The sequence below is a fragment of the Pseudomonas vranovensis genome (assembly GCF_040438935.1).
Classification (GTDB): Bacteria; Pseudomonadota; Gammaproteobacteria; order Pseudomonadales; family Pseudomonadaceae; genus Aquipseudomonas; species Aquipseudomonas vranovensis.
The window spans coordinates 5,506,143-5,531,019 of record NZ_CP159259.1 but is presented as its reverse complement, the minus strand read 5'-3'; the positions used below and the strand labels follow the sequence as shown (position 1 = coordinate 5,531,019).

Sequence of the window (24,877 nt, the reverse complement as noted above, 5' to 3'; positions counted from 1 at the left end):
GTTCTCCTAGGCTTCGCACGCTTCGGAGGCCGGGTTTACCAGGCGCTCCAGGGTCGTGCGATCCAAAATTTGTGTATCAAGTTTGATATAGATGGCGGCTTCATCGGCCACCACCACTGCGTCGGTTACACCCGGCACGGCCAGTAGCCGCTCGGTCAGTCCCGCTTCGCGGACCGCCTCGGCCGACAACGGCAAGCGCAGGCTGGTCACGTACGGCGGTTCACGCATGCTCAGGGCCACGATCCACCACAGTGCACACAAGGCTGCGCAGCCCAGGAACACCGTGCTCAGGCCTCCGTGCTGGAACAACCAGCCACCGAGAATTCCTCCCAGCGCGGCACCAAGGAACTGGCTGGTGGAATACACCCCCATTGCCGTGCCCTTGCCGCCGGCGGGCGACACCTTGCTCACCAGCGAAGGCAAGGATGCCTCCAGCAGGTTGAAGGCAGTAAAGAATATCACGGTGCCGATCACCAGTTCGTGCAAGTTGTCTGCTGACAGCCAGAAGAACAGCTCGGTGAGCATCAACACACTGACCGCGCCCAGCAGGACGCGTTTCATCTTGCGCTTTTTCTCGCCATAGATAATGAACGGGATCATTGCAAAAAATGAGACCAGCAAAGCGGTCAGGTACACCCACCAATGCTCTTCCTTGGGCAAGCCACCCCGCTCCACGAGCGCCAGAGGCAAGGCAACGAAGCTGGCCATCAGGATGGCGTGCAGGACGAAGATACCCACATCCAGGCGCAGCAGGTCTGGATGACGCAAGGTAGGGCCCAGCGCCTGCTTGGCGACACCCGACTCACGGTGCTGAAGGGCTCCATGTGACGCCGGCACCACGAATGCAATGATAGCGATACCCACCAGCGCCAGCGCGGCGGTAGCCAGAAACAGTCCCGAGAGCCCGAAAGCACGGGTGAGCAATGGCCCGACCACCATGGCCACCGCAAAGGACAAGCCGATGCTCATGCCGATCATGGCCATGGCCTTGGTCCGATGCTGCTCCCGGGTAAGGTCCGACAGCAACGCCATTACCGCAGCGGAAATCGCGCCAGCGCCCTGCAGGATACGTCCGGCAATCACCCCCCAGATCGAGTCGGCCTGAGCCGCGAGCACACTGCCCAGGGCAAAGATGACCAGGCCCAGGTAGATCACCGGGCGCCGCCCTATCCGGTCGGAAATGACCCCAAATGGAATCTGCAGGAATGCCTGGGTCAGACCATAGGCGCCAATGGCCAGGCCGATGAGCGCCGGCGTAGCACCAGCCAGGTCCATGCCATAGGTCGCCAGCACCGGCAGGACCATGAACATGCCCAGCATGCGGAAGGCGAACACCATGGCCAGGCCGCCTGCGGCGCGGGTTTCGCTGCCACTCATGCGTTCGCTGTGGGTATCGTGCATGGATAAACCTCGTGTGAACCGGCGGCGATTCTACCAGTCCCATCGCTTAACGGCATATACGCGACGCTTTGCCGCGTAATGGCAGGGCGCCGTATACTCAACTGTTTATGCCCGCCGAGCGAGGCCGCAGTGGACAAGATCCTGATTCGTGGGGCAAGAACCCACAACCTGAAGAACATTGACCTGACCCTGCCCCGGGACAAGCTGATCGTCATTACCGGCCTGTCCGGTTCCGGCAAGTCGTCATTGGCCTTCGACACCCTCTATGCAGAAGGCCAGCGTCGCTACGTCGAATCGCTGTCGGCCTATGCCCGGCAGTTCCTGTCGATGATGGAAAAGCCCGATGTCGACACCATCGAGGGCCTGTCACCGGCCATTTCCATCGAACAGAAATCGACTTCGCACAACCCCCGCTCCACCGTGGGCACCATTACCGAAATCTACGACTACCTGCGCCTGCTCTATGCCCGCGTCGGCACTCCACGCTGCCCGGATCACGACATTCCGCTCGAAGCCCAGACTGTCAGCCAGATGGTCGACCTGGTGCTGGCCCAGCCTGAAGGCAGCAAGCTGATGCTCCTGGCCCCGGTCATTCGCGAGCGCAAGGGTGAACACCTGGCCGTGTTCGATGAACTGCGCGCCCAGGGTTTTGTGCGCGCCCGGATCAACGGCAAGCTGTACGAACTCGATGAGCTGCCGAAACTGGATAAGCAGAAAAAGCACACCATCGACGTAGTGGTCGATCGCTTCAAGGTGCGTGAAGATCTGCAGCAACGCCTGGCCGAGTCCTTTGAAACCGCACTGAAGCTCGCTGATGGTATTGCCCTGGTTGCCTCGATGGATGACGAGCCGTTTGAAGAGATGATCTTCTCGGCCCGCTTTGCCTGCCCGGTCTGCGGCCATGCCATCAGCGAGCTCGAGCCCAAGCTGTTTTCGTTCAACAACCCGGCAGGCGCCTGTCCGACCTGCGATGGCCTGGGGGTCAAGCAATTCTTTGACACCAAGCGACTGGTCAATAACGAACTGACCCTGGCCGAAGGCGCGATACGTGGCTGGGACCGGCGCAACGTTTATTACTTCCAGATGCTGGGTTCGCTGGCCACGCACTTTGACTTCAGTCTCGAAGTGCCCTTTGGCGAACTGCCGGCCGAACAGCAGAAAGTTATCCTGCACGGCAGCGGCAAGCAGAACGTCGACTTCAAGTACCTCAATGACCGTGGCGACATCGTCAAGCGCTCGCACCCGTTCGAAGGCATCGTGCCTAACCTGGAGCGCCGCTATCGCGAGACCGAATCGGCCACCGTACGCGAAGAACTGGCCAAGTTCCTCAGCACGCAACCCTGCCCCGATTGTCGAGGCACGCGCCTTCGTCGTGAAGCACGACACGTCTGGGTGGGTGAAAAGACCCTGCCAGCAGTCACCGGGCTGCCTATCGGCGATGCCAGCGACTACTTCGGCGGCCTGAAGCTGACCGGTCGCCGTGGCGAGATCGCCGACAAGATCCTCAAGGAAATCTGTGAGCGCCTGCAGTTCCTGGTCAACGTCGGTCTCGACTACCTGACCCTGGACCGCAGCGCCGATACCCTGTCCGGTGGTGAAGCACAGCGTATCCGCCTGGCCAGCCAGATCGGCGCGGGCCTTGTCGGGGTGATGTACATCCTCGACGAGCCTTCCATCGGCCTGCACCAGCGCGACAATGACCGACTGCTGGCGACCCTCAATCACCTGCGCGATATCGGCAACACAGTGATCGTGGTCGAGCACGACGAAGATGCCATTCGCCTGGCCGACTATGTAGTGGATATCGGCCCAGGCGCCGGCGTCCACGGCGGCCGGATTGTGGCAGAGGGCTCTCCGGCCGATGTCATGGCCCATCCTGACTCACTCACCGGCAAGTACCTGTCGGGACGCGTCAAGATAGCCGTACCGGCCAAGCGCACCCCGCGCAACAAAAAGCTTTCACTCAAGCTCAAAGGCGCACGTGGCAACAATCTGCAGAATGTCGACCTGGAAATCCCGATCGGCCTGCTGACCTGCGTGACCGGAGTTTCAGGCTCGGGCAAGTCAACGCTGATCAACAACACCCTGTTCCCGCTCAGCGCGACCGCCCTCAATGGCGCCAGTACGCTGGAAGCGGCACCGCACGACAGCTGTGACGGCCTGCAGCACCTGGACAAGGTGGTTGACATTGACCAGAGCCCAATCGGCCGCACGCCACGCTCGAACCCGGCGACCTACACCGGTTTGTTCACGCCGATTCGTGAACTGTTCTCGGGCGTGCCGGAGTCCCGCTCCCGCGGTTACGGCCCGGGGCGTTTCTCCTTCAACGTCAAGGGCGGACGCTGTGAGGCCTGTCAGGGCGACGGCCTGATCAAGGTCGAGATGCACTTTTTGCCCGACATTTACGTGCCCTGCGATGTGTGCAAAAGCAAGCGCTATAACCGCGAAACCCTGGAGATCAAGTACAAGGGCAAGAACATCCACGAGGTCCTGGAAATGACCATCGAGGAAGCCCGTGTGTTCTTCGATGCGGTACCGGCCCTGGCGCGCAAACTACAGACCCTGATGGATGTCGGCCTGTCGTACATCAAGCTGGGGCAGTCGGCGACCACCTTGTCTGGCGGTGAAGCGCAGCGGGTTAAGCTGTCGCGCGAACTGTCCAAGCGCGATACCGGCAAAACGCTGTACATCCTCGATGAACCGACCACCGGCCTGCATTTTGCCGACATCCAGCAGTTGCTCGATGTACTGCACCGTCTGCGCGACCATGGCAACACCGTGGTGGTGATCGAGCACAACCTGGACGTGATCAAGACTGCCGACTGGATCGTCGACCTGGGTCCGGAGGGAGGCTCCAAAGGTGGTCAGATCATTGGATGTGGCACACCGGAAGAAGTGGCCGAGATGAAGCAGTCCTACACGGGCTACTACCTCAAGCCGCTGTTGTTGCGCGATCGCGCGTAAGAACAGCACTGACAAAAAGCCCCGCACTGGCGGGGCTTTTTTTTGTTTCACGAAAATTACATCTGCGATTGCAGGTAATTCTCCAGGCCGATCGACTTGATCAGACCCTGCTGCTTTTCCAGCCAGTAGGTGTGATCTTCTTCGGTGTCAGCCAGTTGCAGGCGCAGGATGTCGCGGCTGATATAGTCTTTGTGCAGTTCGCACAACTCGATGCCCTTGCACAGCGCGGCGCGCACTTTGTATTCCAGGCGCAGGTCGGCAGCGATCATGTCTGGCACGGTGGCACCGACATCGAGGTCATCAGGACGCATGCGCGGCGTGCCTTCAAGCATGAGGATACGGCGCATCAGGGCATCGGCGTGCTGTGCCTCTTCTTCCATCTCGTGGTTGATACGCTCGTAGAGCTTGCTCAAGCCCCAGTCTTCGTACATCCGCGAATGGATGAAGTATTGGTCGCGTGCCGCCAGTTCGCCCGTCAGCAACGTGTTGAGATAATCGATTACGTCCGGGTGACCTTGCATCGCCCTGCCTCTCCCTGTTTGAAAGTCATAGTTTGAACCAGGATGATCGCGAGGTCACTGAGATTTGCGCAATAAAGTGGAAAAAAATCGGTAAACGGTAGTGATATTCATTGAAAAACCGCCCAAATGAGGGCGGTTCTTTTTATCACTTCGACTTAGGCGAGATTTATGCCCAAAGCGCTGGCAATCCCTTCTCCATAGGCCGGATCTGCCTTGAAGAAATGCTGCAACTGACGCTGTACCACGTCCTCGGAAACACCAGCCATCGCGCCTGCAATGTTGCTGATCAACAGTGCCTTCTGCCCTGGATCCATCAAGCGGAACAGCGCACCGGCATGACTGTAATAGTCGGTGTCTTCGCGGTGATCATAGCGATCTGCCACGCCATTCAGGGTGAGCGCAGGTTCTGCGAACTGTGGCGCCTGCTTTGGAGCATGGTCGTAGCTGTTAGGCTCATAGTTCGGCGCGGCCCCACCATTGGTGCCGAACACCATGGCGCCGTCACGCTGGTAGCTGTTTACCGGACTGCGTGGCGCGTTTACCGGCAACTGTTGATGGTTGGTACCCACGCGGTAGCGATGGGCGTCTGCGTAGGCGAAAACGCGCCCCTGAAGCATACGATCTGGCGAAAGGCCGACGCCTGGCACCATATTGCTCGGGCCGAACGCCGCTTGCTCGACTTCTGCGAAGTAGTTCAACGGATTGCGGTTGAGCTCCAACTCACCGATTTCGATCAGCGGGTAGTTCTTCTGTGACCAGGTCTTGGTGACGTCGAACGGGTTCTCATCGCGACTAGCCGCTTCTTCTTCGCTCATCACCTGGATGCAAACGGCCCATTTAGGGAAGTCACCCCGCTCAATGGCTTCAAACAAGTCACGTTGTGCGTAGTCAGGGTCGGTACCTGCCAGGCGTGCAGCTTCGGCCGGTGCCAGGTTCTTGATCCCTTGCTTGGTCTTGAAGTGCCATTTGACCCACGTGCGCTGACCCTCTGCATTGATCAGGCTGTAGGTATGACTACCGAAACCGTGCATATGGCGGTAACCGTCCGGAATGCCGCGATCGGAGAACAGAATGGTGACTTGGTGCAGGGCCTCGGGCGAATGCGACCAAAAGTCCCACATCATCTGCGCACTTTTGAGGTTGCTTTGCGGCAGACGCTTCTGGGTGTGGATAAAGTCAGGAAATTTGAGTGGATCACGGATGAAGAACACCGGCGTGTTGTTGCCAACGATGTCCCAGTTACCTTCCTCGGTGTAGAACTTCAGCGCAAAACCGCGCGGATCGCGCTCAGTGTCCGCCGAGCCTCGCTCTCCACCGACAGTGGAAAAACGCAGGAAAGTTTCAGTCTGCTTGCCCACATTGCTGAACAAACTGGCGCAGCTGAATTGAGTGATATCACGCGTTACGGTGAAGTTGCCATAGGCTCCCGAGCCTTTGGCGTGAACACGACGCTCAGGAATATTCTCGCGGTTGAAATGGGCGAGCTTTTCGATCAAGTGGAAGTCGTCAAGCAGAAGCGGGCCACGCGGGCCTGCCGAACGCGAATTCTGGTTGTCCGCGACCGGCGCTCCGCTGGCGGTGGTCAGTACTTTGTTCTGGCTCATGCACTCTCTCCCTATCGGTCTTGAACGGCCGGCTAATCGGCTTGGGATGAGTATCGACCAGGACTATGACAACACCAAATTCATTACATGATTCAGATCAATAGATTATTACAATGCATATAGACACAAAAAACCGGGCACTAGGCCCGGTTCCTTGTTACAGACTGTTCGCCTTACTCAGCAGCTTCTACCGAGCCACCGACAGGACGATCAACCAGCTCGACGTACGCCATAGGTGCGTTATCGCCAGCGCGGAAACCGCACTTGAGGATACGCAGGTAGCCGCCCTGACGGGTGGCATAGCGCTTGCCCAGATCGTTGAACAGCTTGCCGACGATTTCTTTCGAACGGGTACGGTCGAAAGCCAGGCGACGGTTAGCTACGCTGTCTTCCTTGGCCAGGGTGATCAGCGGCTCGGCAACGCGGCGCAGTTCCTTGGCTTTTGGCAGGGTAGTTTTGATCAGCTCGTGCTCGAACAGCGACACCGCCATGTTCTGGAACATAGCCTTGCGGTGAGAGCTGGTACGGCTCAGGTGACGTCCACTTTTACGATGACGCATGATTCATTCCTTACCAAACACTACGTTCGGTGATTACGACGATCAGGCAGTCGCCTTGTCGTCCTTCTTAAGACTTGCAGGCGGCCAGTTGTCGAGGCGCATGCCGAGGGACAGACCACGGGAGGCCAGAACGTCCTTGATTTCAGTCAGGGACTTCTTGCCCAGGTTCGGAGTCTTCAACAGTTCTACTTCGGTGCGCTGAATCAGATCGCCGATGTAGTAAATGTTCTCCGCCTTAAGGCAGTTGGCCGAACGCACGGTCAATTCCAGATCGTCAACCGGACGAAGCAGGATCGGATCGATCTCGTCTTCCTGTTCGACTACCACAGGTTCGCTGTCACCTTTGAGGTCGACGAACGCAGCCAGCTGCTGTTGCAGGATGGTTGCGGCACGACGGATAGCCTCTTCTGGGTCCAGAGTACCGTTGGTTTCCAGATCAATTACCAGCTTGTCCAGGTTGGTACGCTGCTCGACACGGGCGTTTTCCACCACGTATGCGATACGGCGAACCGGGCTGAACGAAGAGTCGAGCTGCAAGCGACCAATGCTGCGGCTTTCGTCTTCATCGCTCTGACGCGAATCGGCCGGCTCATAACCACGACCACGAGCTACGGTGAGCTTCATGTTCAAGGCGCCGTTGGACGCCAGGTTAGCGATTACGTGATCGGGGTTAACGATCTCGACATCATGATCCAGCTGAATATCGGCAGCGGTAACCACCCCCGAACCCTTTTTCGACAAGGTCAGCGTAACTTCGTCACGACCGTGCAGTTTGATAGCCAGGCCTTTCAGGTTCAACAGGATTTCAATGACGTCTTCCTGTACACCTTCGATTGCCGAGTACTCGTGGAGTACACCGTCAATCTCGGCCTCGACTACTGCACAGCCAGGCATGGAGGACAACAGGATGCGGCGCAGCGCGTTGCCCAGGGTATGGCCAAAGCCACGCTCGAGAGGCTCGAGCGTGATTTTAGCGCGGGTTGGACTGACGACCTGCACATCGATGTGGCGGGGCGTCAGGAACTCATTTACCGAAATCTGCATGGATGCACCTATTTTCTAGCCCTTACTTGGAGTAGAGCTCGACAATCAGGCTTTCGTTGATGTCGGCGGACAGGTCGCTGCGAGCAGGAACGTTCTTGAAAACGCCCGACTTCTTGGCAGCATCCACATCTACCCACTCAACGCGGCCACGCTGGGCGCACAGTTCAAGGGCTTGAACAATGCGCAGCTGGTTCAGCGACTTCTCGCGAACCGCGACCACGTCACCCGGACGAACTTGGTAGGACGGAACGTTTACAGTCTTGCCGTTTACGCTGATCGCTTTGTGCGAAACCAGCTGACGGGATTCGGCACGAGTAGCGCCAAAGCCCATACGATAAACGACGTTATCCAGACGGCATTCGAGCAACTGCAGCAGGTTCTCGCCGGTAGCACCCTTCTTGGAGGCTGCTTCCTTGTAGTAACCGCTGAACTGACGCTCGAGAACGCCATAGATACGACGTACTTTTTGTTTCTCACGCAGCTGGGTGCCGTAGTCGGACTGACGACCACGACGCTGACCGTGGATACCTGGGGCTGCTTCGATGTTGCACTTCGATTCCAGAGCGCGAACGCCGCTCTTCAGGAACAGATCGGTGCCTTCACGACGAGACAGTTTGCATTTTGGACCAATGTAACGTGCCATTTATCTGTCTCCTGATTACACGCGGCGCTTCTTCGGCGGACGGCACCCGTTATGCGGGATTGGCGTCACGTCGGTGATGCTGGCGATCTTATAGCCACAACCGTTCAAAGCACGAACAGCGGACTCACGACCTGGACCTGGACCCTTGACGTTGACGTCGAGGTTCTTCAGACCATATTCCAGCGCAGCTTGACCAGCACGCTCAGCAGCTACTTGAGCAGCGAACGGGGTGGACTTGCGGGAACCGCGGAAACCCGAACCGCCGGAGGTAGCCCAAGACAGAGCGTTACCTTGACGATCGGTGATGGTCACGATGGTGTTGTTAAAAGACGCGTGGATGTGGGCGATGCCATCAACCACTGTCTTTTTGACTTTTTTACGAGGACGAGCAGCAGGTTTTGCCATTTCTAAATTCCTGTCGATTCGCTGGTGCGATTACTTGCGGATCGGCTTACGCGGGCCCTTACGGGTACGCGCGTTGGTCTTGGTACGCTGACCGCGTACTGGTAGACCCCGACGATGACGCAGGCCACGGTAGCAACCCAGGTCCATCAACCGCTTGATTTTCATGTTGATGTCACGGCGCAGATCACCTTCGGTGATGTACTTCGCAACTTCAGTACGCAGCGATTCAACCTGCTCGTCGCTCAGATCCTTGATCTTAGCGGCTGGGTTGACCCCAGTCTCTACACAGATTTTCTGTGCAGTAGTGCGACCAACACCATAGATGTAGGTCAGCGAGATAACAGTGTGCTTGTTATCTGGAATGTTGACGCCTGCAATACGGGCCATTCAGTGGGACTCCAATTGACAGCTACCTACGCCCCGGAAGCCAAGAAATAGGGCGCGAGATAATATCGCTGTAGAAACAAATAATCAACCCAGCAGCGCACTAGCTGCTGGGTTTGAAGCGCAGATCACACTCAGCCTTGGCGCTGCTTGTGACGTGGTTCCGCACTGCAAATTACTCGAACAACACCTTCGCGGCGAATAATTTTGCAGTTACGGCACAGCTTTTTCACCGATGCACGAACTTTCATCACCAACTCCTCGAACCTTAAGGGTCTCTCAGCGCAGCAAACCGCTGCCGCCGTAACCTTTCAGGTTGGCTTTCTTCATCAGGGATTCGTACTGGTGCGAAACGAGGTGCGATTGTACTTGGGACATGAAGTCCATCACAACCACTACCACAATCAGCAACGAGGTCCCGCCAAGGTAGAACGGAACGTTTGCCGCAACCACCAGGAACTGGGGAAGCAGACAGACGGCCGTCATATAAAGAGCACCGAACATGGTCAAGCGGGTCAGAACGCCATCAATGTAGCGCGCCGACTGCTCACCTGGACGGATACCCGGAATAAAGGCACCGGACTTCTTCAGGTTCTCCGCTACGTCTTTCGGATTGAACATCAACGCCGTATAGAAGAAGCAGAAGAAAATAATCCCTGCACTAAACAGCAGAATATTCAACGGCTGACCAGGAGCGATCGACTGCGAGATGTCCTGCAACCAGCCCATACCTTCGGACTGACCGAACCAGGCACCCAGCGAAGCCGGGAACAGCAAGATGCTGCTCGCGAAAATGGCAGGAATAACACCCGCCATGTTCACTTTCAGCGGCAAGTGGCTAGTCTGCGCAGCGAAGACCTTGCGGCCCTGCTGACGCTTGGCGTAGTGAACGGCGATTCGACGCTGACCACGCTCAATGAACACCACAAAACCGATAATCGCTACTGCCAGCAAACCGATAGCGACCAGAGCGAAAATGTTGATATCGCCCGTACGTGCAGACTCGAAAGACTGCCCGATTGCTCTCGGAAGACCGGCGACGATACCTGCGAAGATCAACATCGAGATACCGTTGCCTACACCGCGCTCCGTGATCTGCTCACCCAGCCACATCATGAACATCGCACCAGCCACAAACGTGGATACTGCAACGAAATGGAAGCCAAAGTCAGCAGAAAACGCCACGCCCTGACCGGCCAGACCAATGGACATGCCAATGGCCTGGACCAGCGCCAGGATTACGGTGCCGTAGCGGGTGTACTGGCTGATCTTGCGACGGCCAGCTTCACCTTCCTTCTTCAACTGCTCCAGCTGCGGGCTAACGGCGGTCATCAGCTGCATGATGATCGATGCCGAAATATACGGCATGATCCCCAGTGCAAAGATGCTCATCCGCTCCAGCGCGCCGCCGGAAAACATGTTGAACAAGCTAAGAATGGTCCCCTCATTCTGTCGAAACAGTTCCGCCAGCCGGTCCGGGTTGATACCTGGAACTGGGATGTGTGCGCCTATCCGATAGACGATGATCGCCAGGAACAGAAAACGCAGACGAGCCCAAAGTTCAGACATCCCGCCTTTGCCGAGCGAAGAGAGAGCACCTTGCTTAGCCATTTATTCCTCGAACTTGCCGCCAGCTGCTTCGATAGCCGCACGCGCACCTTTGGTGGCTGCGATACCCTTGATGGTGACCGCGCGAGTAACTTCGCCCGACAGCATGATTTTCACACGCTGTACGTTCTGGTTAATCACGTTGGCATCCTTCAAGGATTGCACGGTGACAACGTCGCCTTCCACTTTGGCCAGCTCGGACAGACGCACTTCTGCGCGGTCCATGGCTTTCAGGGAAACGAAGCCGAATTTCGGCAGACGACGGTGCAGCGGCTGTTGACCGCCTTCAAAGCCTGGAGCGATGGTGCCACCGGAGCGGGAAGTCTGACCTTTGTGACCACGGCCACCAGTCTTACCCAAACCACTACCGATACCACGACCCGGACGATGCTTCTCGCGACGGGAACCCGGCGCTGGACTCAGATCATTGAGTTTCATCGATTAACCCTCGACGCGCAGCATGTAGTAAGCCTTGTTGATCATCCCGCGATTCTCGGGAGTATCCAGGACTTCTACAGTGTGACCGATGCGGCGCAGACCCAGACCCTTAACACACAGTTTGTGGTTAGGGAGACGGCCGGCGGTGCTTTTGATCAGCGTAACTTTAACGGTAGCCATGATCAGCGGATCTCCTCAACGCTCTTGCCGCGCTTGGCAGCAATGGACTCAGGAGATTGCATAGCCTTCAGACCCTTGAAAGTGGCGTGAACCACGTTTACAGGGTTGGTCGAGCCATAGCACTTGGCCAGGACGTTCTGAACGCCAGCAACTTCCAGGACGGCACGCATGGCGCCACCGGCGATGATACCGGTACCTTCGGAGGCAGGCTGCATGTACACCTTCGACGCGCCATGGGCGGACTTGGTGGCGTACTGCAGGGTGGTGCCGTTCAGGTCAACCTGAATCATGTTGCGACGAGCAGCTTCCATGGCTTTCTGGATCGCAGCAGGTACTTCGCGCGATTTGCCACGGCCGAAGCCGACACGACCTTTACCATCACCAACCACGGTCAACGCGGTGAAGGTGAAGATACGGCCGCCTTTTACGGTTTTGGCAACGCGGTTAACTTGAACCAGCTTCTCGATGTAGCCTTCGTCGCGCTTTTGATCGTTATTTGCCATAACTTAGAACTCCAGCCCGCCTTCACGAGCAGCATCAGCCAGCGCCTTGACGCGGCCGTGGTACTTGAAGCCGGAACGGTCAAAGGCAACTTGAGATACACCGGCGGCTTTCGCGCGCTCAGCTACCAGCTTGCCAACCTTAGTGGCCGCGTCGATGTTGCCGGTGGCGCCATCACGCAGTTCTTTGTCCAAAGTCGAGGCGCTGGCCAGGACTTTGCTGCCGTCGGCCGAAATGACCTGGGCATAGATGTGCTGCGAGGAGCGGAACACGCAGAGACGCACGACTTCGAGTTCGTGCATTTTCAGGCGTGCTTTGCGAGCGCGACGCAGTCGAGTAACTTTTTTGTCGGTCATTTGCTAGGCCCTACTTCTTCTTGGCTTCTTTACGACGGACGACTTCGTCCGCGTAACGCACACCCTTGCCTTTGTACGGCTCTGGTGGACGGAAGTCGCGGATTTCAGCGGCCACCTGACCTACCAGCTGCTTGTCGATACCCTTGATCAGGATATCGGTCTGGCTTGGGGTCTCAGCGGTGATACCAGCCGGCAGTTCGTAATCCACTGGATGCGAGAAGCCGAGCGCCAGGTTCAGCACGGTGCCTTTGGCTTGTGCTTTGTAACCAACACCGACCAGCTGGAGCTTACGCTCGAAGCCTTGGCTTACGCCTTGGACCATGTTGTTTACCAGGGCACGGGTAGTACCGGCCATAGCGCGGGTTTGTTGATCGCCATTGCGAGCAGCGAAACGCAGCTCACCGGCTTCTTCAATCACTTCTACAGACGAGTGAACGTTCAGTTCGAGAGTGCCCTTGGCACCCTTCACCGAAAGCTGCTGGCCGACGAATTTTACTTCGACACCGGCTGGCAGCTTAACGGGGTTCTTAGCGACGCGAGACATGCTTATCCCCCCTTAGAACACTGTGCAGAGAACTTCGCCGCCGACACCGGCAGCGCGCGCAGCACGATCAGTCATCACACCTTTATTGGTGGAGACGATAGACACGCCCAGACCGCCACGTACTTTCGGCAGTTCTTCGACGGACTTGTACTGACGCAGGCCTGGACGACTTACGCGCTTGACTTCCTCGATGACCGGACGGCCTTCGAAGTATTTCAGCTCGATGGAAAGCGATGGTTTTACTTCGCTGCTGACCTGATAGCCAGCGATGTAACCTTCGTCTTTCAGAACTTTGGCTACCGCAACCTTCAGAGTCGACGAAGGCATGCTTACGACGGACTTTTCAGCCATCTGGGCATTACGGATGCGAGTTAGCATGTCCGCTAACGGGTCCTGCATACTCATGGGCTAGACGCTCCTGATACAAGAAAAATTAGCCTCTCGGCTACTACAGTCGCCTGAGCGCGCAGGGTCAAAAAACCCGGGCTCAGGAGAGCCGGTCATTCTAGACAGATCCCAGAAACGAAACAAGCCCCAGAAGGGGCTTGTTTCGATGCAAAGTCACCGGTGGTCGGAAGATTGCTCCCCCGCCACCTGGACGCTGCCGGTACGTCTTACCAGCTGGCTTTAACCAGACCTGGAACGTCACCGCGCATTGCTGCTTCACGCAGCTTGTTACGGCCGAGGCCGAACTTGCGGTAAACGCCGTGTGGACGACCGGTGATGCGGCAGCGGTTACGCAGGCGCGAAGCGCTAGCGTCACGTGGCTGCTTCTGCAGAGCTACGACAGCGGCAAAACGCTCTTCTGGAGTTGCTTCCAGGTTAACGATGGTCGCTTTCAGCTCAGCACGCTTCTTGGCGTACTTGGCAACAGTGAGCTGACGCTTCAGCTCACGGTTTTTCATGCTCTTCTTGGCCATTTTCCTACTCCAATCAGTTGCGGAACGGGAATTTGAAAGCACGCAGCAGAGCGCGGCCTTCGTCATCGTTCTTGGCAGTGGTGGTCAGGGTAATGTCCAGACCGCGCAGAGCATCGATCTTGTCGTAGTCGATTTCCGGGAAAATGATCTGCTCTTTCACGCCCATGCTGTAGTTGCCGCGACCATCGAAGGACTTGGCATTCAGGCCGCGGAAGTCGCGAACCCGAGGCAGGGAGATCGCCAGCAGGCGGTCCAGGAATTCATACATACGATCACGGCGCAGAGTAACTTTAACGCCGATCGGCCAGCCCTCACGGACTTTGAAGCCCGCGATGGATTTCCGAGCGAAAGTCACAACGGCTTTCTGACCGGTGATCTTCTCCAGGTCAGCAACAGCGTGCTCGATGACTTTCTTGTCGCCGACAGCTTCGCCCAGACCCATGTTCAGGGTGATCTTGGTAACGCGCGGAACTTCCATCACGTTCGCCAGCTTAAGTTCTTCCTTAAGCTTCGGAGCAATTTCCTTCCGGTAAATCTCTTTCAGTCGTGCCATGGTCTTCTACCTAGCAGTGTTCAAGCATCAACCGCTTTTTGGGTCGACTTGAAGACACGAATTTTCTTGCCGTCTTCTACTTTGAAACCAACGCGGTCAGCCTTGTTGGTTTCGCCGTTGAAAATGGCGACGTTGGAAGCGTGCAGTGGCGCTTCTTTCTCGACGATACCGCCTTGTACGCCCGACATCGGGTTAGGCTTGGTATGACGCTTCACCAGGTTGATCCCACCAACGACCAGACGGTCGTCAGCGAGAACCTTGAGCACCTTACCGCGCTTACCTTTGTCTTTGCCGGCGATCACGATGATCTCGTCGTCACGACGAATCTTTTGCATGTCGGATCTCCTTACAGCACTTCTGGGGCGAGCGAGACGATCTTCATGAACTTCTCAGTACGAAGTTCACGGGTCACTGGCCCAAAGATACGGGTGCCGATCGGCTCTTGCTTGTTGTTCAGCAGAACAGCAGCATTGCCATCAAAGCGGATGATGGAGCCGTCAGCACGACGGACACCGTGGCGAGTGCGGACCACAACAGCAGTCATCACTTGGCCTTTCTTCACTTTACCGCGCGGAATTGCTTCCTTGACGGTTACCTTGATGATGTCACCGATGCCGGCGTAACGGCGGTGCGAACCGCCGAGAACCTTGATGCACATGACGCGACGAGCGCCGCTGTTATCGGCCACATCGAGCATGGATTGAGTCTGAATCATAAAATTTCTCCGACCCTTAGCCCTTAGACTTCAACAGCGCGTTCGAGAACTTCAACCAGTGCCCAAGCTTTGGTCTTGGCCAGCGGACGAGTCTCACGGATGGAGACCTTGTCGCCGATATGGCACTGATTGGTTTCGTCGTGCGCGTGCAGCTTAGTCGAACGCTTAACGTATTTACCGTAGATCGGGTGCTTTACGCGACGCTCGATCAGTACGGTGATGGTTTTGTCCATCTTGTCGCTGACGACACGGCCAGTCAGCGTACGGACGGTTTTTTCAGCTTCAGCCATGATTACTTACCTGCCTGCTGGTTGAGCACAGTTTTCACGCGAGCGATGTCACGCTTAACTTGCGAGAGCAGGTGCGACTGCCCCAACTGGCCAGTTGCTTTCTGCATACGCAGATTGAACTGGTCGCGCAGCAAGCCGAGCAGTTGCTCGTTCAGCTGCTGTGCTGATTTTTCACGAAGTTCATTCGCTTTCATCACATCACCGTCCGCTTAACAAAGGAGGTGGCGAGAGGCAGCTTTGCAGCCGCCAGGGCGAAAGCCTCACGCGCCAGCTCTTCAGAAACACCCTCGATCTCGTACAGGACTTTGCCTGGCTGGATCTGGGCAACCCAGTACTCCACGGAACCTTTACCTTTACCCATCCGCACTTCGAGAGGCTTCTTGGAAATCGGCTTGTCCGGGAACACACGGATCCAGATCTTACCGCCACGTTTTACGTGACGAGTCAGGGCACGACGTGCCGATTCGATCTGGCGAGCGGTGAGACGACCGCGAGCAACAGCTTTCAGAGCAAACTCGCCGAAGCTGACTTTGCTACCGCGCAGCGCCAGACCACGGTTGTGGCCAGTCATCTGCTTGCGGAATTTTGTACGCTTTGGTTGCAACATTTGGCGTACCCCTTACTTAGCAGCTTTTTTACGAGGCGCTGGTGCTTGTGGTTTCAGTTCTTCTTGGCGACCACCAATAACTTCGCCTTTGAAAATCCAAACCTTCACACCGATCACACCGTAAGTGGTGTGAGCTTCGTAAGTGGCATAGTCGATGTCAGCACGCAGGGTGTGCAGCGGCACACGACCTTCGCGATACCATTCAGTACGTGCGATTTCAGCACCACCGAGACGACCGCTCACCTGGATCTTGATGCCTTTGGCACCAATGCGCATGGCGTTCTGTACGGCGCGCTTCATGGCGCGACGGAACATCACACGACGCTCCAGCTGCTGAGCTACGCTCTGAGCTACCAGCATACCGTCGAGTTCCGGCTTGCGGATCTCTTCGATATTGATGTGCACAGGCACACCCATTTGCTTGGTCAGGTCCTGACGCAGTTTTTCAACATCTTCACCCTTCTTCCCGATAACGATACCTGGACGAGCGGTGTGGATGGTGATGCGTGCAGTTTGAGCCGGACGATGGATATCGATACGGCTAACGGACGCGCTTTTTAGTTTGTCTTGGAGGTACTCACGCACATTCAGATCTGCGAGCAAATAGTCCGCATAAGTCCGACCGTCTGCGTACCAGACGGAGGTGTGCTCCTTGACGATTCCCAGGCGAATGCCAGTGGGATGTACTTTCTGACCCATCTGATCGACTCCGTTACTTGTCCGCAACCTTGACAGTGATATGGCAAGACCGCTTGACGATGCGATCAGCGCGGCCTTTGGCACGCGGCATGATTCGCTTCAGCGAACGCCCTTCGTTGACGAAAACGGTGGAGACCTTCAGGTCATCAACGTCTGCGCCTTCGTTATGCTCGGCGTTGGCTACGGCCGACTCGAGGACTTTCTTCATGATTTCAGCGGCTTTTTTGCTGCTGAAAGCCAACAGGTTGAGCGCTTCGCCCACCTTCTTCCCGCGGATCTGGTCGGCGACCAAGCGGGCTTTCTGGGCGGAGATTCGAGCGCCCGACAACTTAGCGGCTACTTCCATTTCCTTACCCCTTAACGCTTGGCTTTCTTGTCAGCCACGTGCCCACGATAAGTGCGGGTACCGGCAAACTCGCCCAGTTTATGGCCGACCATGTCTTCGTTCACGAGAACTGGGACGTGTTGGCGACCGTTATGTACCGCGATGGTCAGACCGACCATTTGTGGCAGGATCATCGAACGGCGCGACCAGGTCTTAACTGGTTTGCGATCGTTCTTTTCCGCCGCCACTTCGATCTTCTTCAGTAGGTGAAGATCGATAAAAGGACCTTTTTTCAGAGAACGTGGCACTGTCGTATCCCTCTATTTACTTGCGACGACGGACGATCATGTTGTCGGTACGCTTATTACCACGAGTCTTCGCGCCCTTAGTCGGGAAGCCCCATGGCGATACCGGATGACGACCACCGGAGGTACGACCTTCACCACCACCATGTGGGTGGTCAACCGGGTTCATGGCAACACCACGAACGGTTGGGCGAACGCCACGCCAGCGTTTGGCACCGGCTTTACCCAGCGAACGCAGGCTGTGCTCGGAGTTCGAGACTTCACCCAGAGTCGCACGGCATTCAGCCAGGACTTTACGCATCTCGCCGGAGCGCAGACGAACGGTCACGTAGACGCCTTCGCGAGCGATCAGCTGAGCCGAAGCACCAGCGGAACGAGCGATTTGTGCACCCTTGCCCGGCTTCAGTTCGATGCCGTGAATGGTGCTACCCACTGGAATGTTGCGCAGTTGCAGGGAGTTGCCTGGCTTGATTGGAGCCAGAGCACCTGCGATCAGCTGGTCGCCAGCACTCACGCCTTTAGGGGCGATGATGTAGCGGCGCTCGCCGTCTGCGTAGCAGAGCAGTGCGATGTGAGCAGTACGGTTTGGATCGTATTCGATACGCTCGACAGTGGCGACGATGCCATCTTTGTCATTGCGACGGAAATCGACCATACGGTAATGCTGCTTATGACCACCACCTACGTGACGAGTAGTGATGCGGCCATTGTTGTTACGACCACCAGACTTCGACTTCTTCTCGAGCAGCGGTGCGTGAGGAGCGCCTTTGTGCAGCTCCTTGTTGACCACCTTGACCACGAAACGGCGGCCAGGGGAAGTCGGTTTGCATTTAACGATTGCCATGATGCACCCCTTCCTTACTCAGCACTGCTGCTGAAATCGAGATCTTGGCCTGGCTGAAGGGAGACGATCGCCTTCTTCCAGTCATTGCGCTTGCCCAGACCACGTGCGGTACGCTTGGTTTTACCCAGAACGTTTACAGTCGACACGTTTTCGACTTTTACGCCGAACAGGCCTTCGACAGCTTTCTTGATTTCCAGCTTGGTTGCATCAGTAGCAACCTTGAATACGAACTGGCCTTTTTTCTCAGCCAGAACGGTAGCCTTCTCGGAAACGTGCGGGCCAAGGAGGACTTTAAATACGCGTTCCTGGTTCATCCCAGCAGCTCCTCGAATTTCTTCACGGCCGACACAGTGATCAACACTTTGTCGTATGCGATCAGACTGACCGGATCGGAACCCTGTACGTCACGTACGTCGACGTGCGGCAGGTTACGAGCAGCCAGGTACAGATTCTGATCAACAGAGTCAGAAACGATCAGTACATCGCTCAGACCCATGCCGTTCAGCTTGTTCAGCAGGTCTTTGGTTTTCGGCGCTTCAACAGCGAAGTCCTGAACCACGACCAGACGGTCGGTACGCACCAGCTCAGCGAGGATGGAACGCATTGCTGCGCGGTACATCTTCTTGTTGAGCTTCTGCGAGTGGTCTTGAGGACGAGCTGCAAAAGTGGTACCGCCGCCACGCCAGATTGGGCTACGGATGGTACCGGCACGAGCACGACCAGTACCTTTCTGACGCCATGGGCGCTTACCGCCACCAGCAACGTCGGAACGGGTTTTCTGCTGCTTGGTGCCCTGACGGCCGCCGGCCATGTAGGCCACGACTGCTTGGTGAACCAGCGTCTCGTTGAATTCGCCACCGAAAGTCAGTTCGGAAACTTCGATCGCTTGAGCGTCATTTACATTTAGTTGCATGTCAGCTTCCCCTTAACCGCGAGCCTTGGCAGCCGGACGCACAACCAGATCACCGCCAGTAGCGCCAGGAACGGCACCCTTGACCAGCAACAGATTGCGTTCAGCGTCGACGCGCACTACTTCCAGGGACTGAACGGTCACGCGCTCGGCGCCCATATGACCGGACATTTTCTTGCCCTTGAATACACGACCAGGAGTCTGGCACTGGCCGATAGAGCCCGGGACGCGGTGGGAAACGGAGTTACCGTGGGTGTTATCTTGACCGCGGAAATTCCAACGCTTGATGGTACCGGCGAAGCCTTTACCTTTCGACTGACCGGTAACATCTACCATTTGGCCAGCTGCGAAGATTTCTGCATTGATCAAGTCGCCAGCCTGGTAGTCGCCTTCTTCAAGACGGAACTCCCAGACACCGCGACCAGCGGCAACGTTCGCTTTAGCGAAGTGACCTGCTTGAGCAGCAGTCACGCGCGAAGCACGACGCTCGCCGACAGTGACTTGCACTGCGCGGTAGCCATCAGTTTCTTCGGTTTTGAACTGGGTGACGCGATTCGGCTCGATCTCAATGACCGTGACCGGAATGGAGACACCTTCTTCGGTGAAAATGCGGGTCATACCGCACTTACGACCGACTACACCAATAGTCATGTTGTAAACCTCATGAGTGTACGGGGCTTTCACCCGCTATGGCCGCCCATTTCAGAGCGTTACACGACTAAGACCCGAGTCTTAGCCGAGGCTGATCTGCACTTCCACACCTGCTGCAAGATCAAGCTTCATAAGAGCATCAACGGTTTTATCCGTTGGCTGGACGATGTCCAGAACGCGCTTATGAGTACGGATCTCGTACTGGTCACGCGCGTCTTTGTTGACGTGCGGGGAGACCAGAACGGTGAACCGCTCTTTGCGAGTAGGCAGTGGAATTGGACCACGCACTTGAGCACCAGTACGTTTCGCGGTTTCCACGATTTCCTGGGTGGATTGGTCGATCAGGCGATGGTCAAAAGCCTTCAACCTGATACGGATTTGCTGATTTTGCATTGGATTTCAGACTCCAGGCTGCTATTCCCACCGGGCGCACTACGCCCGTTAAAAGGAGGCGTGATTCTATAGACGCCCCTATTGGGTGTCAACCCAATAAAAAAAGCCCCCGCTGAGCGGGGGCTTTTTCAACCTATCGAGAATTACTCGATGATTTTGGCTACGACGCCAGCGCCGACGGTACGACCGCCTTCACGGATAGCGAAGCGCAGACCATCTTCCATTGCGATGGTTTTGATCAGAGTGACAGTCATCTGGATGTTGTCACCTGGCATTACCATTTCAACGCCTTCTGGCAGCTCGCAGTTACCGGTCACGTCAGTAGTACGGAAGTAGAACTGTGGACGGTAGCCTTTGAAGAACGGAGTATGACGGCCGCCTTCTTCCTTGCTCAGAACGTAAACTTCTGCGGTGAACTTGGTGTGCGGCTTAACCGAACCTGGCTTGACCAGAACCTGACCACGCTCAACGTCGTCACGCTTGGTGCCACGCAGCAGAACGCCGCAGTTCTCGCCAGCACGACCTTCGTCCAGCAGCTTGCGGAACATCTCAACACCGGTGCAGGTGGTGGTGGTGGTGTCACGCAGACCAACGATTTCCAGGGCGTCCTGAACGCGGACGATACCACGCTCGATACGACCGGTAACAACGGTACCACGACCCGAGATCGAGAATACGTCTTCGATTGGCATCAGGAACGGCTTGTCGATAGCACGCTCTGGCTCTGGGATGTAGCTGTCCAGAGTTTCAACCAGACGCTTGACAGCGGTGGTACCCATTTCGTTGTCGTCTTTGCCTTCCAGCGCCATACGAGCCGAACCGATGATGATCGGAGTGTCGTCGCCTGGGAAGTCGTAGGTGGACAGCAGGTCGCGAACTTCCATCTCGACCAGTTCCAGCAGCTCAGCGTCGTCTACCAGGTCAGCCTTGTTCAGGAAGACCACGATGTACGGAACGCCAACCTGACGGGACAGCAGGATGTGCTCACGGGTTTGCGGCATCGGACCATCAGCGGCCGAGCAAACCAGGATCGCGCCGTCCATCTGGGCAGCACCGGTGATCATGTTCTTCACGTAGTCAGCGTGACCTGGGCAGTCAACGTGAGCGTAGTGACGAATGTTCGAGTTGTACTCGACGTGCGCGGTGTTGATGGTGATACCGCGAGCTTTCTCTTCTGGAGCGCTGTCGATCTTGTCGAATTCGACGACGGCCGAACCGAAAACTTCGGAGCAGACGCGAGTCAGAGCTGCGGTCAGAGTGGTTTTACCGTGGTCAACGTGACCGATGGTGCCAACGTTGACGTGCGGAAGGGAACGATCAAATTTTTCTTTAGCCACGACAGTGAACCTCTTGCCTAAAGGGCTGGATTAGCCTTGTTTTTTAACGAGTGCTTCGACGATATTCGACGGAGCTTCGGCGTATTTGGAGAATTCCATGGAGTAGCTCGCGCGACCCTGAGACATGGAACGAACGTCGGTTGCATAACCGAACATCTCTCCGAGCGGAACTTCAGCACGGACAACCTTGCCGGACACCGAATCTTCCATACCCTGGATCAGACCACGACGACGATTCAGGTCACCCATCACGTCACCCATGTAGTCCTCAGGGGTCACAACTTCTACCTTCATGATCGGCTCAAGCACTTTGCCGCCGCCTTTGGCAGCCAGCTGCTTGGTCGCCATGGAGGCCGCCACCTTGAACGCCATCTCGTTGGAGTCGACGTCGTGGTAGGAACCATCAAACACGGTTGCCTTCAGGCCGATCAGCGGATAGCCGGCAACAATGCCGTTCTTCATCTGCTCTTCGATACCCTTCTGGATCGCCGGGATGTATTCCTTAGGAACCACACCACCTACAACCTCGTTGGTGAATTCCAGGCCTTCGGTGATGTTGCCCTGCGCGTCCACTGTTGGCTGCGAGAAGCGGATCCAGCAGTGACCGAACTGACCGCGACCACCGGACTGACGAACGAACTTACCTTCGATTTCGACGTTGTCTTTGGTGATCTGCTCGCGGTAGGAAACCTGCGGCTTACCGATGTTGGCTTCGACGTTGAACTCGCGCTTCATGCGGTCAACGAGGATGTCCAGGTGAAGCTCGCCCATACCCGAGATGATGGTCTGGCCGGTTTCTTCGTCGGTCTTGACACGGAACGACGGGTCTTCCTGGGCCAACTTGCCCAGTGCGATACCCATCTTCTCCTGGTCTTGCTTGGTCTTCGGCTCAACAGCTACCGAGATCACAGGCTCCGGGAAGTCCATACGCTCGAGGATGATCGGCTTGTCGGCGTTGCACAGAGTGTCACCAGTGGTGACGTCCTTCATGCCGATCAGAGCAGCGATGTCGCCTGCCAGTACTTCTTTGATTTCTTCACGCTGGTTGGCGTGCATCTGCACCATACGACCAACGCGCTCTTTCTTGCCCTTGACCGAGTTGATCACGGAGTCGCCAGACTGCAGCATGCCCGAGTAAACGCGCACGAAAGTCAGGGTACCCACGAACGGGTCGGTTGCAATTTTGAACGCCAGAGCCGAGAACGGCTCGTTGTCGTCTGCATGACGCTCGTCATAGTCAGCATCAACCAGCTCTTCCTTCGGCTTCTCGATCAGATCTGGGTGGATACCCTTGATCGCAGGAATCTCGGTCGGAGCAGGCAGGAAGTCGATAACAGCATCGAGAACCAGGGGAACACCCTTGTTCTTGAAGGAGGAACCGCAGACGGCCGGAACGATCTCGCTGGCCAGGGTGCGCGCACGCAGACCGGCTTTGATTTCTTCGACGGTCAGCTCTTCGCCTTCCAGATACTTGTTCATCAGCTCTTCGCTGGACTCGGCAGCTGCTTCAACCATGTTGGAGCGCCACTCTTGAGCCAGCTCCAGCATATCGGCAGGAATTTCTTCCTCGCGATAAGTGGTGCCTTTGTCGTCATCGTTCCAGTAGATAGCCTTCATTTTGATCAGGTCAACCTGACCCTGGAAGTTATCTTCCGAACCGATAGCCAGCTGAACAGGAACCGGGGTGTGACCCAGACGGTTCTTGATCTGACCTACGACGCGCAGGAAGTTGGCGCCTGCACGGTCCATTTTGTTCACGTAGACGACACGTGGAACACCGTACTTGTTGGCCTGACGCCATACGGTTTCGGACTGCGGCTCAACGCCGGATGTGCCACAGAACACAACGACCGCGCCGTCGAGTACACGCAGCGAACGCTCTACTTCAATGGTGAAGTCAACGTGGCCGGGGGTATCGATGACGTTTACGCGATAGTTGTCATACTGGCCACGGGAGCCTTGCCAGAAGGTGGTCACAGCAGCGGAGGTAATGGTAATACCCCGCTCCTGCTCCTGCACCATCCAGTCGGTGGTCGCGGCGCCATCATGCACCTCGCCCATCTTGTGGCTCAGACCTGTGTAAAACAGGATCCGCTCGGTAGTGGTAGTTTTGCCCGCGTCAACGTGCGCGCAAATACCAATGTTACGGTAGCGGTTGATTGGTGTAGTACGAGCCATAGAGCCCTCGCAAAAATAGTGATGCCTGAATTAGAAGCGGTAGTGCGAGAACGCTTTGTTGGCTTCGGCCATACGGTGTACGTCTTCACGCTTCTTGACTGCAGCACCTTTGCCTTCAGCAGCATCCAGCAGCTCGCCAGCCAGGCGCAGAGCCATGGACTTCTCGCCACGCTTGCGGGCGTAGTCTACCAACCAGCGCATTGCCAGGGCGTTACGACGGGATGGACGAACTTCAACAGGGACCTGGTAAGTGGCACCGCCAACACGGCGCGACTTAACTTCGACCAGCGGAGCGATGGCGTCGAGAGCTTTCTCGAAGATTTCCAGGGGATCGCTGTTCTTGCGTTCTTTAACCTTGTCCAGTGCACCGTAAACGATACGCTCGGCAACGGCTTTTTTGCCGCTTTCCATTACGTGGTTCATGAACTTGGCGAGGATCTGGCTTCCGTATTTTGGATCGTCCAGAATCTCACGCTTGGCTGCTACACGACGTCTTGGCATTGATAAGCCCTCAAACGGTCTTCAGGTTAGCCCGGGACAGTGAACCCAAAGGGTGCGTGCCCGACCTTACTCTTATCGACTCAATAAAATAAATAACTGCAAACAGCTACAAACGGCCGATTACTTCGGACGCTTGGTACCGTACTTCGAACGACCTTGGTTACGACCTTTAACACCGGAGGTATCCAGGGAGCCGCGAACGGTGTGGTAACGAACACCTGGCAAGTCTTTTACACGACCGCCACGGATCAGTACGACACTGTGCTCTTGCAGGTTGTGGCCTTCACCACCGATGTACGAGGAAACCTCGAAACCGTTGGTCAGACGCACGCGGCATACTTTACGCAGTGCCGAGTTAGGTTTTTTCGGCGTAGTGGTGTACACACGGGTGCACACGCCACGACGTTGCGGGCAGTTCTGCAGCGCAGGAACGTCGGATTTCTCGACGATACGCTTACGCGGCTGACGTACCAGCTGGTTGATAGTTGCCATCTAC

At 56.5% G+C, this 24,877-nt stretch carries 36 protein-coding genes; 1 reads left to right on the top strand and 35 read right to left on the bottom strand.

Annotation, left to right across the window (positions count from 1 at the left end):
- Positions 1–6: 6 nt before the first annotated feature.
- Entirely contained in the window at positions 7–1,401 is a 1,395-nt protein-coding gene (locus tag ABVN19_RS25590) for an MFS transporter (RefSeq protein WP_105642147.1), read from the bottom strand.
- A gap of 129 nt (positions 1,402–1,530) precedes the next feature.
- On the opposite strand from ABVN19_RS25590, the gene uvrA reads away from it, so the two are divergent.
- On the top strand, positions 1,531–4,365 hold the full coding sequence (gene uvrA, locus ABVN19_RS25585; protein ID WP_028944473.1) for an excinuclease ABC subunit UvrA: 2,835 nt from the start codon (positions 1,531–1,533) through the stop codon (positions 4,363–4,365).
- A gap of 56 nt (positions 4,366–4,421) precedes the next feature.
- Here the strand turns inward: uvrA and bfr are convergent, their stop codons facing one another.
- The 34 genes from bfr to rpsL form a co-directional block, all read right to left on the bottom strand.
- A complete protein-coding gene (gene bfr / locus ABVN19_RS25580; protein ID WP_028944474.1) occupies positions 4,422–4,886 on the bottom strand; it encodes a bacterioferritin in 465 nt (154 codons plus the stop codon).
- A 155-nt stretch (positions 4,887–5,041) separates the two neighbouring features.
- Entirely contained in the window at positions 5,042–6,490 is a 1,449-nt protein-coding gene (locus tag ABVN19_RS25575; protein WP_028944475.1) for a catalase, read from the bottom strand.
- Positions 6,491–6,663: 173 nt separating this feature from the next.
- On the bottom strand, positions 6,664–7,050 hold the full coding sequence (gene rplQ, locus ABVN19_RS25570) for a 50S ribosomal protein L17 (protein WP_002555463.1): 387 nt from the start codon (positions 7,048–7,050) through the stop codon (positions 6,664–6,666).
- 42 nt (positions 7,051–7,092) lie between these two features.
- Positions 7,093–8,094 (bottom strand): DNA-directed RNA polymerase subunit alpha, encoded by a 1,002-nt coding sequence (gene rpoA / locus ABVN19_RS25565; RefSeq protein WP_003186012.1) that lies wholly within the window; start codon positions 8,092–8,094, stop codon positions 7,093–7,095.
- 22 nt (positions 8,095–8,116) lie between these two features.
- Positions 8,117–8,737: a 30S ribosomal protein S4 gene (gene rpsD, locus ABVN19_RS25560; RefSeq protein WP_028944476.1), complete on the bottom strand. Its 621-nt coding sequence runs from the start codon at positions 8,735–8,737 to the stop codon at positions 8,117–8,119.
- 15 nt (positions 8,738–8,752) lie between these two features.
- Positions 8,753–9,142, bottom strand: coding sequence for a 30S ribosomal protein S11 (gene rpsK, locus ABVN19_RS25555; protein ID WP_002555466.1), 390 nt, complete (start codon positions 9,140–9,142; stop codon positions 8,753–8,755).
- Between the two features lie 30 nt (positions 9,143–9,172).
- Positions 9,173–9,529, bottom strand: a complete 357-nt coding sequence (gene rpsM, locus ABVN19_RS25550; RefSeq protein WP_028944477.1) for a 30S ribosomal protein S13 — start codon at positions 9,527–9,529, stop codon at positions 9,173–9,175.
- A 131-nt stretch (positions 9,530–9,660) separates the two neighbouring features.
- Positions 9,661–9,777, bottom strand: coding sequence for a 50S ribosomal protein L36 (gene rpmJ / locus ABVN19_RS25545; RefSeq protein ID WP_002555468.1), 117 nt, complete (start codon positions 9,775–9,777; stop codon positions 9,661–9,663).
- Between the two features lie 28 nt (positions 9,778–9,805).
- Positions 9,806–11,137 carry a preprotein translocase subunit SecY gene (secY, locus tag ABVN19_RS25540; RefSeq protein WP_010220319.1) on the bottom strand — a complete coding sequence of 444 codons (1,332 nt, stop codon included), beginning with the start codon at positions 11,135–11,137 and terminating at the stop codon, positions 9,806–9,808.
- Positions 11,138–11,572 carry a 50S ribosomal protein L15 gene (rplO, locus tag ABVN19_RS25535; protein WP_010220318.1) on the bottom strand — a complete coding sequence of 145 codons (435 nt, stop codon included), beginning with the start codon at positions 11,570–11,572 and terminating at the stop codon, positions 11,138–11,140.
- A gap of 3 nt (positions 11,573–11,575) precedes the next feature.
- The gene (gene rpmD, locus ABVN19_RS25530) at positions 11,576–11,752 is read right to left on the bottom strand and encodes a 50S ribosomal protein L30 (RefSeq protein WP_010220317.1); all 177 of its coding nucleotides are present in this window, start codon (positions 11,750–11,752) and stop codon (positions 11,576–11,578) included.
- Between the two features lie 2 nt (positions 11,753–11,754).
- Positions 11,755–12,255 (bottom strand): 30S ribosomal protein S5, encoded by a 501-nt coding sequence (rpsE, locus tag ABVN19_RS25525; protein ID WP_010220316.1) that lies wholly within the window; start codon positions 12,253–12,255, stop codon positions 11,755–11,757.
- 3 nt (positions 12,256–12,258) lie between these two features.
- The gene (rplR, locus tag ABVN19_RS25520) at positions 12,259–12,609 is read right to left on the bottom strand and encodes a 50S ribosomal protein L18 (RefSeq protein ID WP_009397496.1); all 351 of its coding nucleotides are present in this window, start codon (positions 12,607–12,609) and stop codon (positions 12,259–12,261) included.
- 10 nt (positions 12,610–12,619) lie between these two features.
- Positions 12,620–13,153: a 50S ribosomal protein L6 gene (gene rplF, locus ABVN19_RS25515; protein ID WP_028944479.1), complete on the bottom strand. Its 534-nt coding sequence runs from the start codon at positions 13,151–13,153 to the stop codon at positions 12,620–12,622.
- 12 nt (positions 13,154–13,165) lie between these two features.
- A complete protein-coding gene (gene rpsH / locus ABVN19_RS25510; RefSeq protein ID WP_010220313.1) occupies positions 13,166–13,558 on the bottom strand; it encodes a 30S ribosomal protein S8 in 393 nt (130 codons plus the stop codon).
- A 209-nt stretch (positions 13,559–13,767) separates the two neighbouring features.
- Positions 13,768–14,073, bottom strand: coding sequence for a 30S ribosomal protein S14 (gene rpsN, locus ABVN19_RS25505; protein ID WP_010220312.1), 306 nt, complete (start codon positions 14,071–14,073; stop codon positions 13,768–13,770).
- A 13-nt stretch (positions 14,074–14,086) separates the two neighbouring features.
- Positions 14,087–14,626, bottom strand: coding sequence for a 50S ribosomal protein L5 (rplE, locus tag ABVN19_RS25500; RefSeq protein WP_028944480.1), 540 nt, complete (start codon positions 14,624–14,626; stop codon positions 14,087–14,089).
- A 20-nt stretch (positions 14,627–14,646) separates the two neighbouring features.
- Complete coding sequence (gene rplX / locus ABVN19_RS25495) at positions 14,647–14,961, bottom strand: 50S ribosomal protein L24 (RefSeq protein ID WP_009397501.1); 315 nt, start codon at positions 14,959–14,961, stop codon at positions 14,647–14,649.
- A gap of 11 nt (positions 14,962–14,972) precedes the next feature.
- A complete protein-coding gene (rplN, locus tag ABVN19_RS25490; protein ID WP_002555479.1) occupies positions 14,973–15,341 on the bottom strand; it encodes a 50S ribosomal protein L14 in 369 nt (122 codons plus the stop codon).
- A gap of 23 nt (positions 15,342–15,364) precedes the next feature.
- Positions 15,365–15,631 (bottom strand): 30S ribosomal protein S17, encoded by a 267-nt coding sequence (gene rpsQ / locus ABVN19_RS25485; RefSeq protein ID WP_028944481.1) that lies wholly within the window; start codon positions 15,629–15,631, stop codon positions 15,365–15,367.
- A gap of 2 nt (positions 15,632–15,633) precedes the next feature.
- Positions 15,634–15,825, bottom strand: coding sequence for a 50S ribosomal protein L29 (gene rpmC / locus ABVN19_RS25480; RefSeq protein WP_002555481.1), 192 nt, complete (start codon positions 15,823–15,825; stop codon positions 15,634–15,636).
- Positions 15,825–16,238 carry a 50S ribosomal protein L16 gene (gene rplP / locus ABVN19_RS25475; protein ID WP_003255479.1) on the bottom strand — a complete coding sequence of 138 codons (414 nt, stop codon included), beginning with the start codon at positions 16,236–16,238 and terminating at the stop codon, positions 15,825–15,827. The genes rpmC and rplP overlap by 1 nt, the downstream gene beginning before the upstream one ends.
- A gap of 12 nt (positions 16,239–16,250) precedes the next feature.
- Entirely contained in the window at positions 16,251–16,937 is a 687-nt protein-coding gene (gene rpsC, locus ABVN19_RS25470; RefSeq protein WP_010220308.1) for a 30S ribosomal protein S3, read from the bottom strand.
- A gap of 13 nt (positions 16,938–16,950) precedes the next feature.
- Positions 16,951–17,283 carry a 50S ribosomal protein L22 gene (gene rplV / locus ABVN19_RS25465; RefSeq protein ID WP_003103908.1) on the bottom strand — a complete coding sequence of 111 codons (333 nt, stop codon included), beginning with the start codon at positions 17,281–17,283 and terminating at the stop codon, positions 16,951–16,953.
- Positions 17,284–17,294: 11 nt separating this feature from the next.
- Complete coding sequence (rpsS, locus tag ABVN19_RS25460) at positions 17,295–17,570, bottom strand: 30S ribosomal protein S19 (RefSeq protein ID WP_002555486.1); 276 nt, start codon at positions 17,568–17,570, stop codon at positions 17,295–17,297.
- A gap of 16 nt (positions 17,571–17,586) precedes the next feature.
- Entirely contained in the window at positions 17,587–18,411 is an 825-nt protein-coding gene (gene rplB / locus ABVN19_RS25455) for a 50S ribosomal protein L2 (RefSeq protein WP_028944482.1), read from the bottom strand.
- 14 nt (positions 18,412–18,425) lie between these two features.
- The gene (rplW, locus tag ABVN19_RS25450; RefSeq protein ID WP_010220306.1) at positions 18,426–18,725 is read right to left on the bottom strand and encodes a 50S ribosomal protein L23; all 300 of its coding nucleotides are present in this window, start codon (positions 18,723–18,725) and stop codon (positions 18,426–18,428) included.
- Positions 18,722–19,324 carry a 50S ribosomal protein L4 gene (rplD, locus tag ABVN19_RS25445; protein WP_028944483.1) on the bottom strand — a complete coding sequence of 201 codons (603 nt, stop codon included), beginning with the start codon at positions 19,322–19,324 and terminating at the stop codon, positions 18,722–18,724. The genes rplW and rplD overlap by 4 nt, the downstream gene beginning before the upstream one ends.
- Positions 19,325–19,336: 12 nt before the next feature.
- The gene (rplC, locus tag ABVN19_RS25440; protein ID WP_028944484.1) at positions 19,337–19,972 is read right to left on the bottom strand and encodes a 50S ribosomal protein L3; all 636 of its coding nucleotides are present in this window, start codon (positions 19,970–19,972) and stop codon (positions 19,337–19,339) included.
- An 81-nt stretch (positions 19,973–20,053) separates the two neighbouring features.
- Positions 20,054–20,365: a 30S ribosomal protein S10 gene (gene rpsJ, locus ABVN19_RS25435; RefSeq protein ID WP_003186070.1), complete on the bottom strand. Its 312-nt coding sequence runs from the start codon at positions 20,363–20,365 to the stop codon at positions 20,054–20,056.
- 143 nt (positions 20,366–20,508) lie between these two features.
- The gene (gene tuf / locus ABVN19_RS25430) at positions 20,509–21,702 is read right to left on the bottom strand and encodes an elongation factor Tu (RefSeq protein WP_105642145.1); all 1,194 of its coding nucleotides are present in this window, start codon (positions 21,700–21,702) and stop codon (positions 20,509–20,511) included.
- Positions 21,703–21,732: 30 nt separating this feature from the next.
- Positions 21,733–23,880, bottom strand: coding sequence for an elongation factor G (fusA, locus tag ABVN19_RS25425; protein ID WP_028944942.1), 2,148 nt, complete (start codon positions 23,878–23,880; stop codon positions 21,733–21,735).
- Between the two features lie 30 nt (positions 23,881–23,910).
- Positions 23,911–24,381, bottom strand: a complete 471-nt coding sequence (gene rpsG / locus ABVN19_RS25420; protein ID WP_008089143.1) for a 30S ribosomal protein S7 — start codon at positions 24,379–24,381, stop codon at positions 23,911–23,913.
- A 120-nt stretch (positions 24,382–24,501) separates the two neighbouring features.
- Positions 24,502–24,873, bottom strand: coding sequence for a 30S ribosomal protein S12 (rpsL, locus tag ABVN19_RS25415; protein WP_003186084.1), 372 nt, complete (start codon positions 24,871–24,873; stop codon positions 24,502–24,504).
- Between the last annotated feature and the right edge of the window lie 4 nt (positions 24,874–24,877).

Excerpts from the sequence above, each read along its gene's own strand:
- ABVN19_RS25590 (WP_105642147.1), bottom strand. The coding sequence starts at position 1,401 with ATGCACGATACCCACAGCGAACGCATGAGTGGCAGCGAAACCCGCGCC.
- bfr (WP_028944474.1), bottom strand. The coding sequence starts at position 4,886 with ATGCAAGGTCACCCGGACGTAATCGATTATCTCAACACGTTGCTGACG.
- ABVN19_RS25575 (WP_028944475.1), bottom strand. The coding sequence starts at position 6,490 with ATGAGCCAGAACAAAGTACTGACCACCGCCAGCGGAGCGCCGGTCGCG.
- rplQ (WP_002555463.1), bottom strand. The coding sequence starts at position 7,050 with ATGCGTCATCGTAAAAGTGGACGTCACCTGAGCCGTACCAGCTCTCAC.
- rpoA (WP_003186012.1), bottom strand. The coding sequence starts at position 8,094 with ATGCAGATTTCGGTAAATGAGTTCCTGACGCCCCGCCACATCGATGTG.
- rpsD (WP_028944476.1), bottom strand. The coding sequence starts at position 8,737 with ATGGCACGTTACATTGGTCCAAAATGCAAACTGTCTCGTCGTGAAGGC.
- rpsK (WP_002555466.1), bottom strand. The coding sequence starts at position 9,142 with ATGGCAAAACCTGCTGCTCGTCCTCGTAAAAAAGTCAAAAAGACAGTG.
- rpsM (WP_028944477.1), bottom strand. The coding sequence starts at position 9,529 with ATGGCCCGTATTGCAGGCGTCAACATTCCAGATAACAAGCACACTGTT.
- rpmJ (WP_002555468.1), bottom strand. The coding sequence starts at position 9,777 with ATGAAAGTTCGTGCATCGGTGAAAAAGCTGTGCCGTAACTGCAAAATT.
- secY (WP_010220319.1), bottom strand. The coding sequence starts at position 11,137 with ATGGCTAAGCAAGGTGCTCTCTCTTCGCTCGGCAAAGGCGGGATGTCT.
- rplO (WP_010220318.1), bottom strand. The coding sequence starts at position 11,572 with ATGAAACTCAATGATCTGAGTCCAGCGCCGGGTTCCCGTCGCGAGAAG.
- rpmD (WP_010220317.1), bottom strand. The coding sequence starts at position 11,752 with ATGGCTACCGTTAAAGTTACGCTGATCAAAAGCACCGCCGGCCGTCTC.
- rpsE (WP_010220316.1), bottom strand. The coding sequence starts at position 12,255 with ATGGCAAATAACGATCAAAAGCGCGACGAAGGCTACATCGAGAAGCTG.
- rplR (WP_009397496.1), bottom strand. The coding sequence starts at position 12,609 with ATGACCGACAAAAAAGTTACTCGACTGCGTCGCGCTCGCAAAGCACGC.
- rplF (WP_028944479.1), bottom strand. The coding sequence starts at position 13,153 with ATGTCTCGCGTCGCTAAGAACCCCGTTAAGCTGCCAGCCGGTGTCGAA.
- rpsH (WP_010220313.1), bottom strand. The coding sequence starts at position 13,558 with ATGAGTATGCAGGACCCGTTAGCGGACATGCTAACTCGCATCCGTAAT.
- rpsN (WP_010220312.1), bottom strand. The coding sequence starts at position 14,073 with ATGGCCAAGAAGAGCATGAAAAACCGTGAGCTGAAGCGTCAGCTCACT.
- rplE (WP_028944480.1), bottom strand. The coding sequence starts at position 14,626 with ATGGCACGACTGAAAGAGATTTACCGGAAGGAAATTGCTCCGAAGCTT.
- rplX (WP_009397501.1), bottom strand. The coding sequence starts at position 14,961 with ATGCAAAAGATTCGTCGTGACGACGAGATCATCGTGATCGCCGGCAAA.
- rplN (WP_002555479.1), bottom strand. The coding sequence starts at position 15,341 with ATGATTCAGACTCAATCCATGCTCGATGTGGCCGATAACAGCGGCGCT.
- rpsQ (WP_028944481.1), bottom strand. The coding sequence starts at position 15,631 with ATGGCTGAAGCTGAAAAAACCGTCCGTACGCTGACTGGCCGTGTCGTC.
- rpmC (WP_002555481.1), bottom strand. The coding sequence starts at position 15,825 with ATGAAAGCGAATGAACTTCGTGAAAAATCAGCACAGCAGCTGAACGAG.
- rplP (WP_003255479.1), bottom strand. The coding sequence starts at position 16,238 with ATGTTGCAACCAAAGCGTACAAAATTCCGCAAGCAGATGACTGGCCAC.
- rpsC (WP_010220308.1), bottom strand. The coding sequence starts at position 16,937 with ATGGGTCAGAAAGTACATCCCACTGGCATTCGCCTGGGAATCGTCAAG.
- rplV (WP_003103908.1), bottom strand. The coding sequence starts at position 17,283 with ATGGAAGTAGCCGCTAAGTTGTCGGGCGCTCGAATCTCCGCCCAGAAA.
- rplB (WP_028944482.1), bottom strand. The coding sequence starts at position 18,411 with ATGGCAATCGTTAAATGCAAACCGACTTCCCCTGGCCGCCGTTTCGTG.
- rplW (WP_010220306.1), bottom strand. The coding sequence starts at position 18,725 with ATGAACCAGGAACGCGTATTTAAAGTCCTCCTTGGCCCGCACGTTTCC.
- rplD (WP_028944483.1), bottom strand. The coding sequence starts at position 19,324 with ATGCAACTAAATGTAAATGACGCTCAAGCGATCGAAGTTTCCGAACTG.
- rplC (WP_028944484.1), bottom strand. The coding sequence starts at position 19,972 with ATGACTATTGGTGTAGTCGGTCGTAAGTGCGGTATGACCCGCATTTTC.
- rpsJ (WP_003186070.1), bottom strand. The coding sequence starts at position 20,365 with ATGCAAAATCAGCAAATCCGTATCAGGTTGAAGGCTTTTGACCATCGC.
- fusA (WP_028944942.1), bottom strand. The coding sequence starts at position 23,880 with ATGGCTCGTACTACACCAATCAACCGCTACCGTAACATTGGTATTTGC.
- rpsG (WP_008089143.1), bottom strand. The coding sequence starts at position 24,381 with ATGCCAAGACGTCGTGTAGCAGCCAAGCGTGAGATTCTGGACGATCCA.
- rpsL (WP_003186084.1), bottom strand. The coding sequence starts at position 24,873 with ATGGCAACTATCAACCAGCTGGTACGTCAGCCGCGTAAGCGTATCGTC.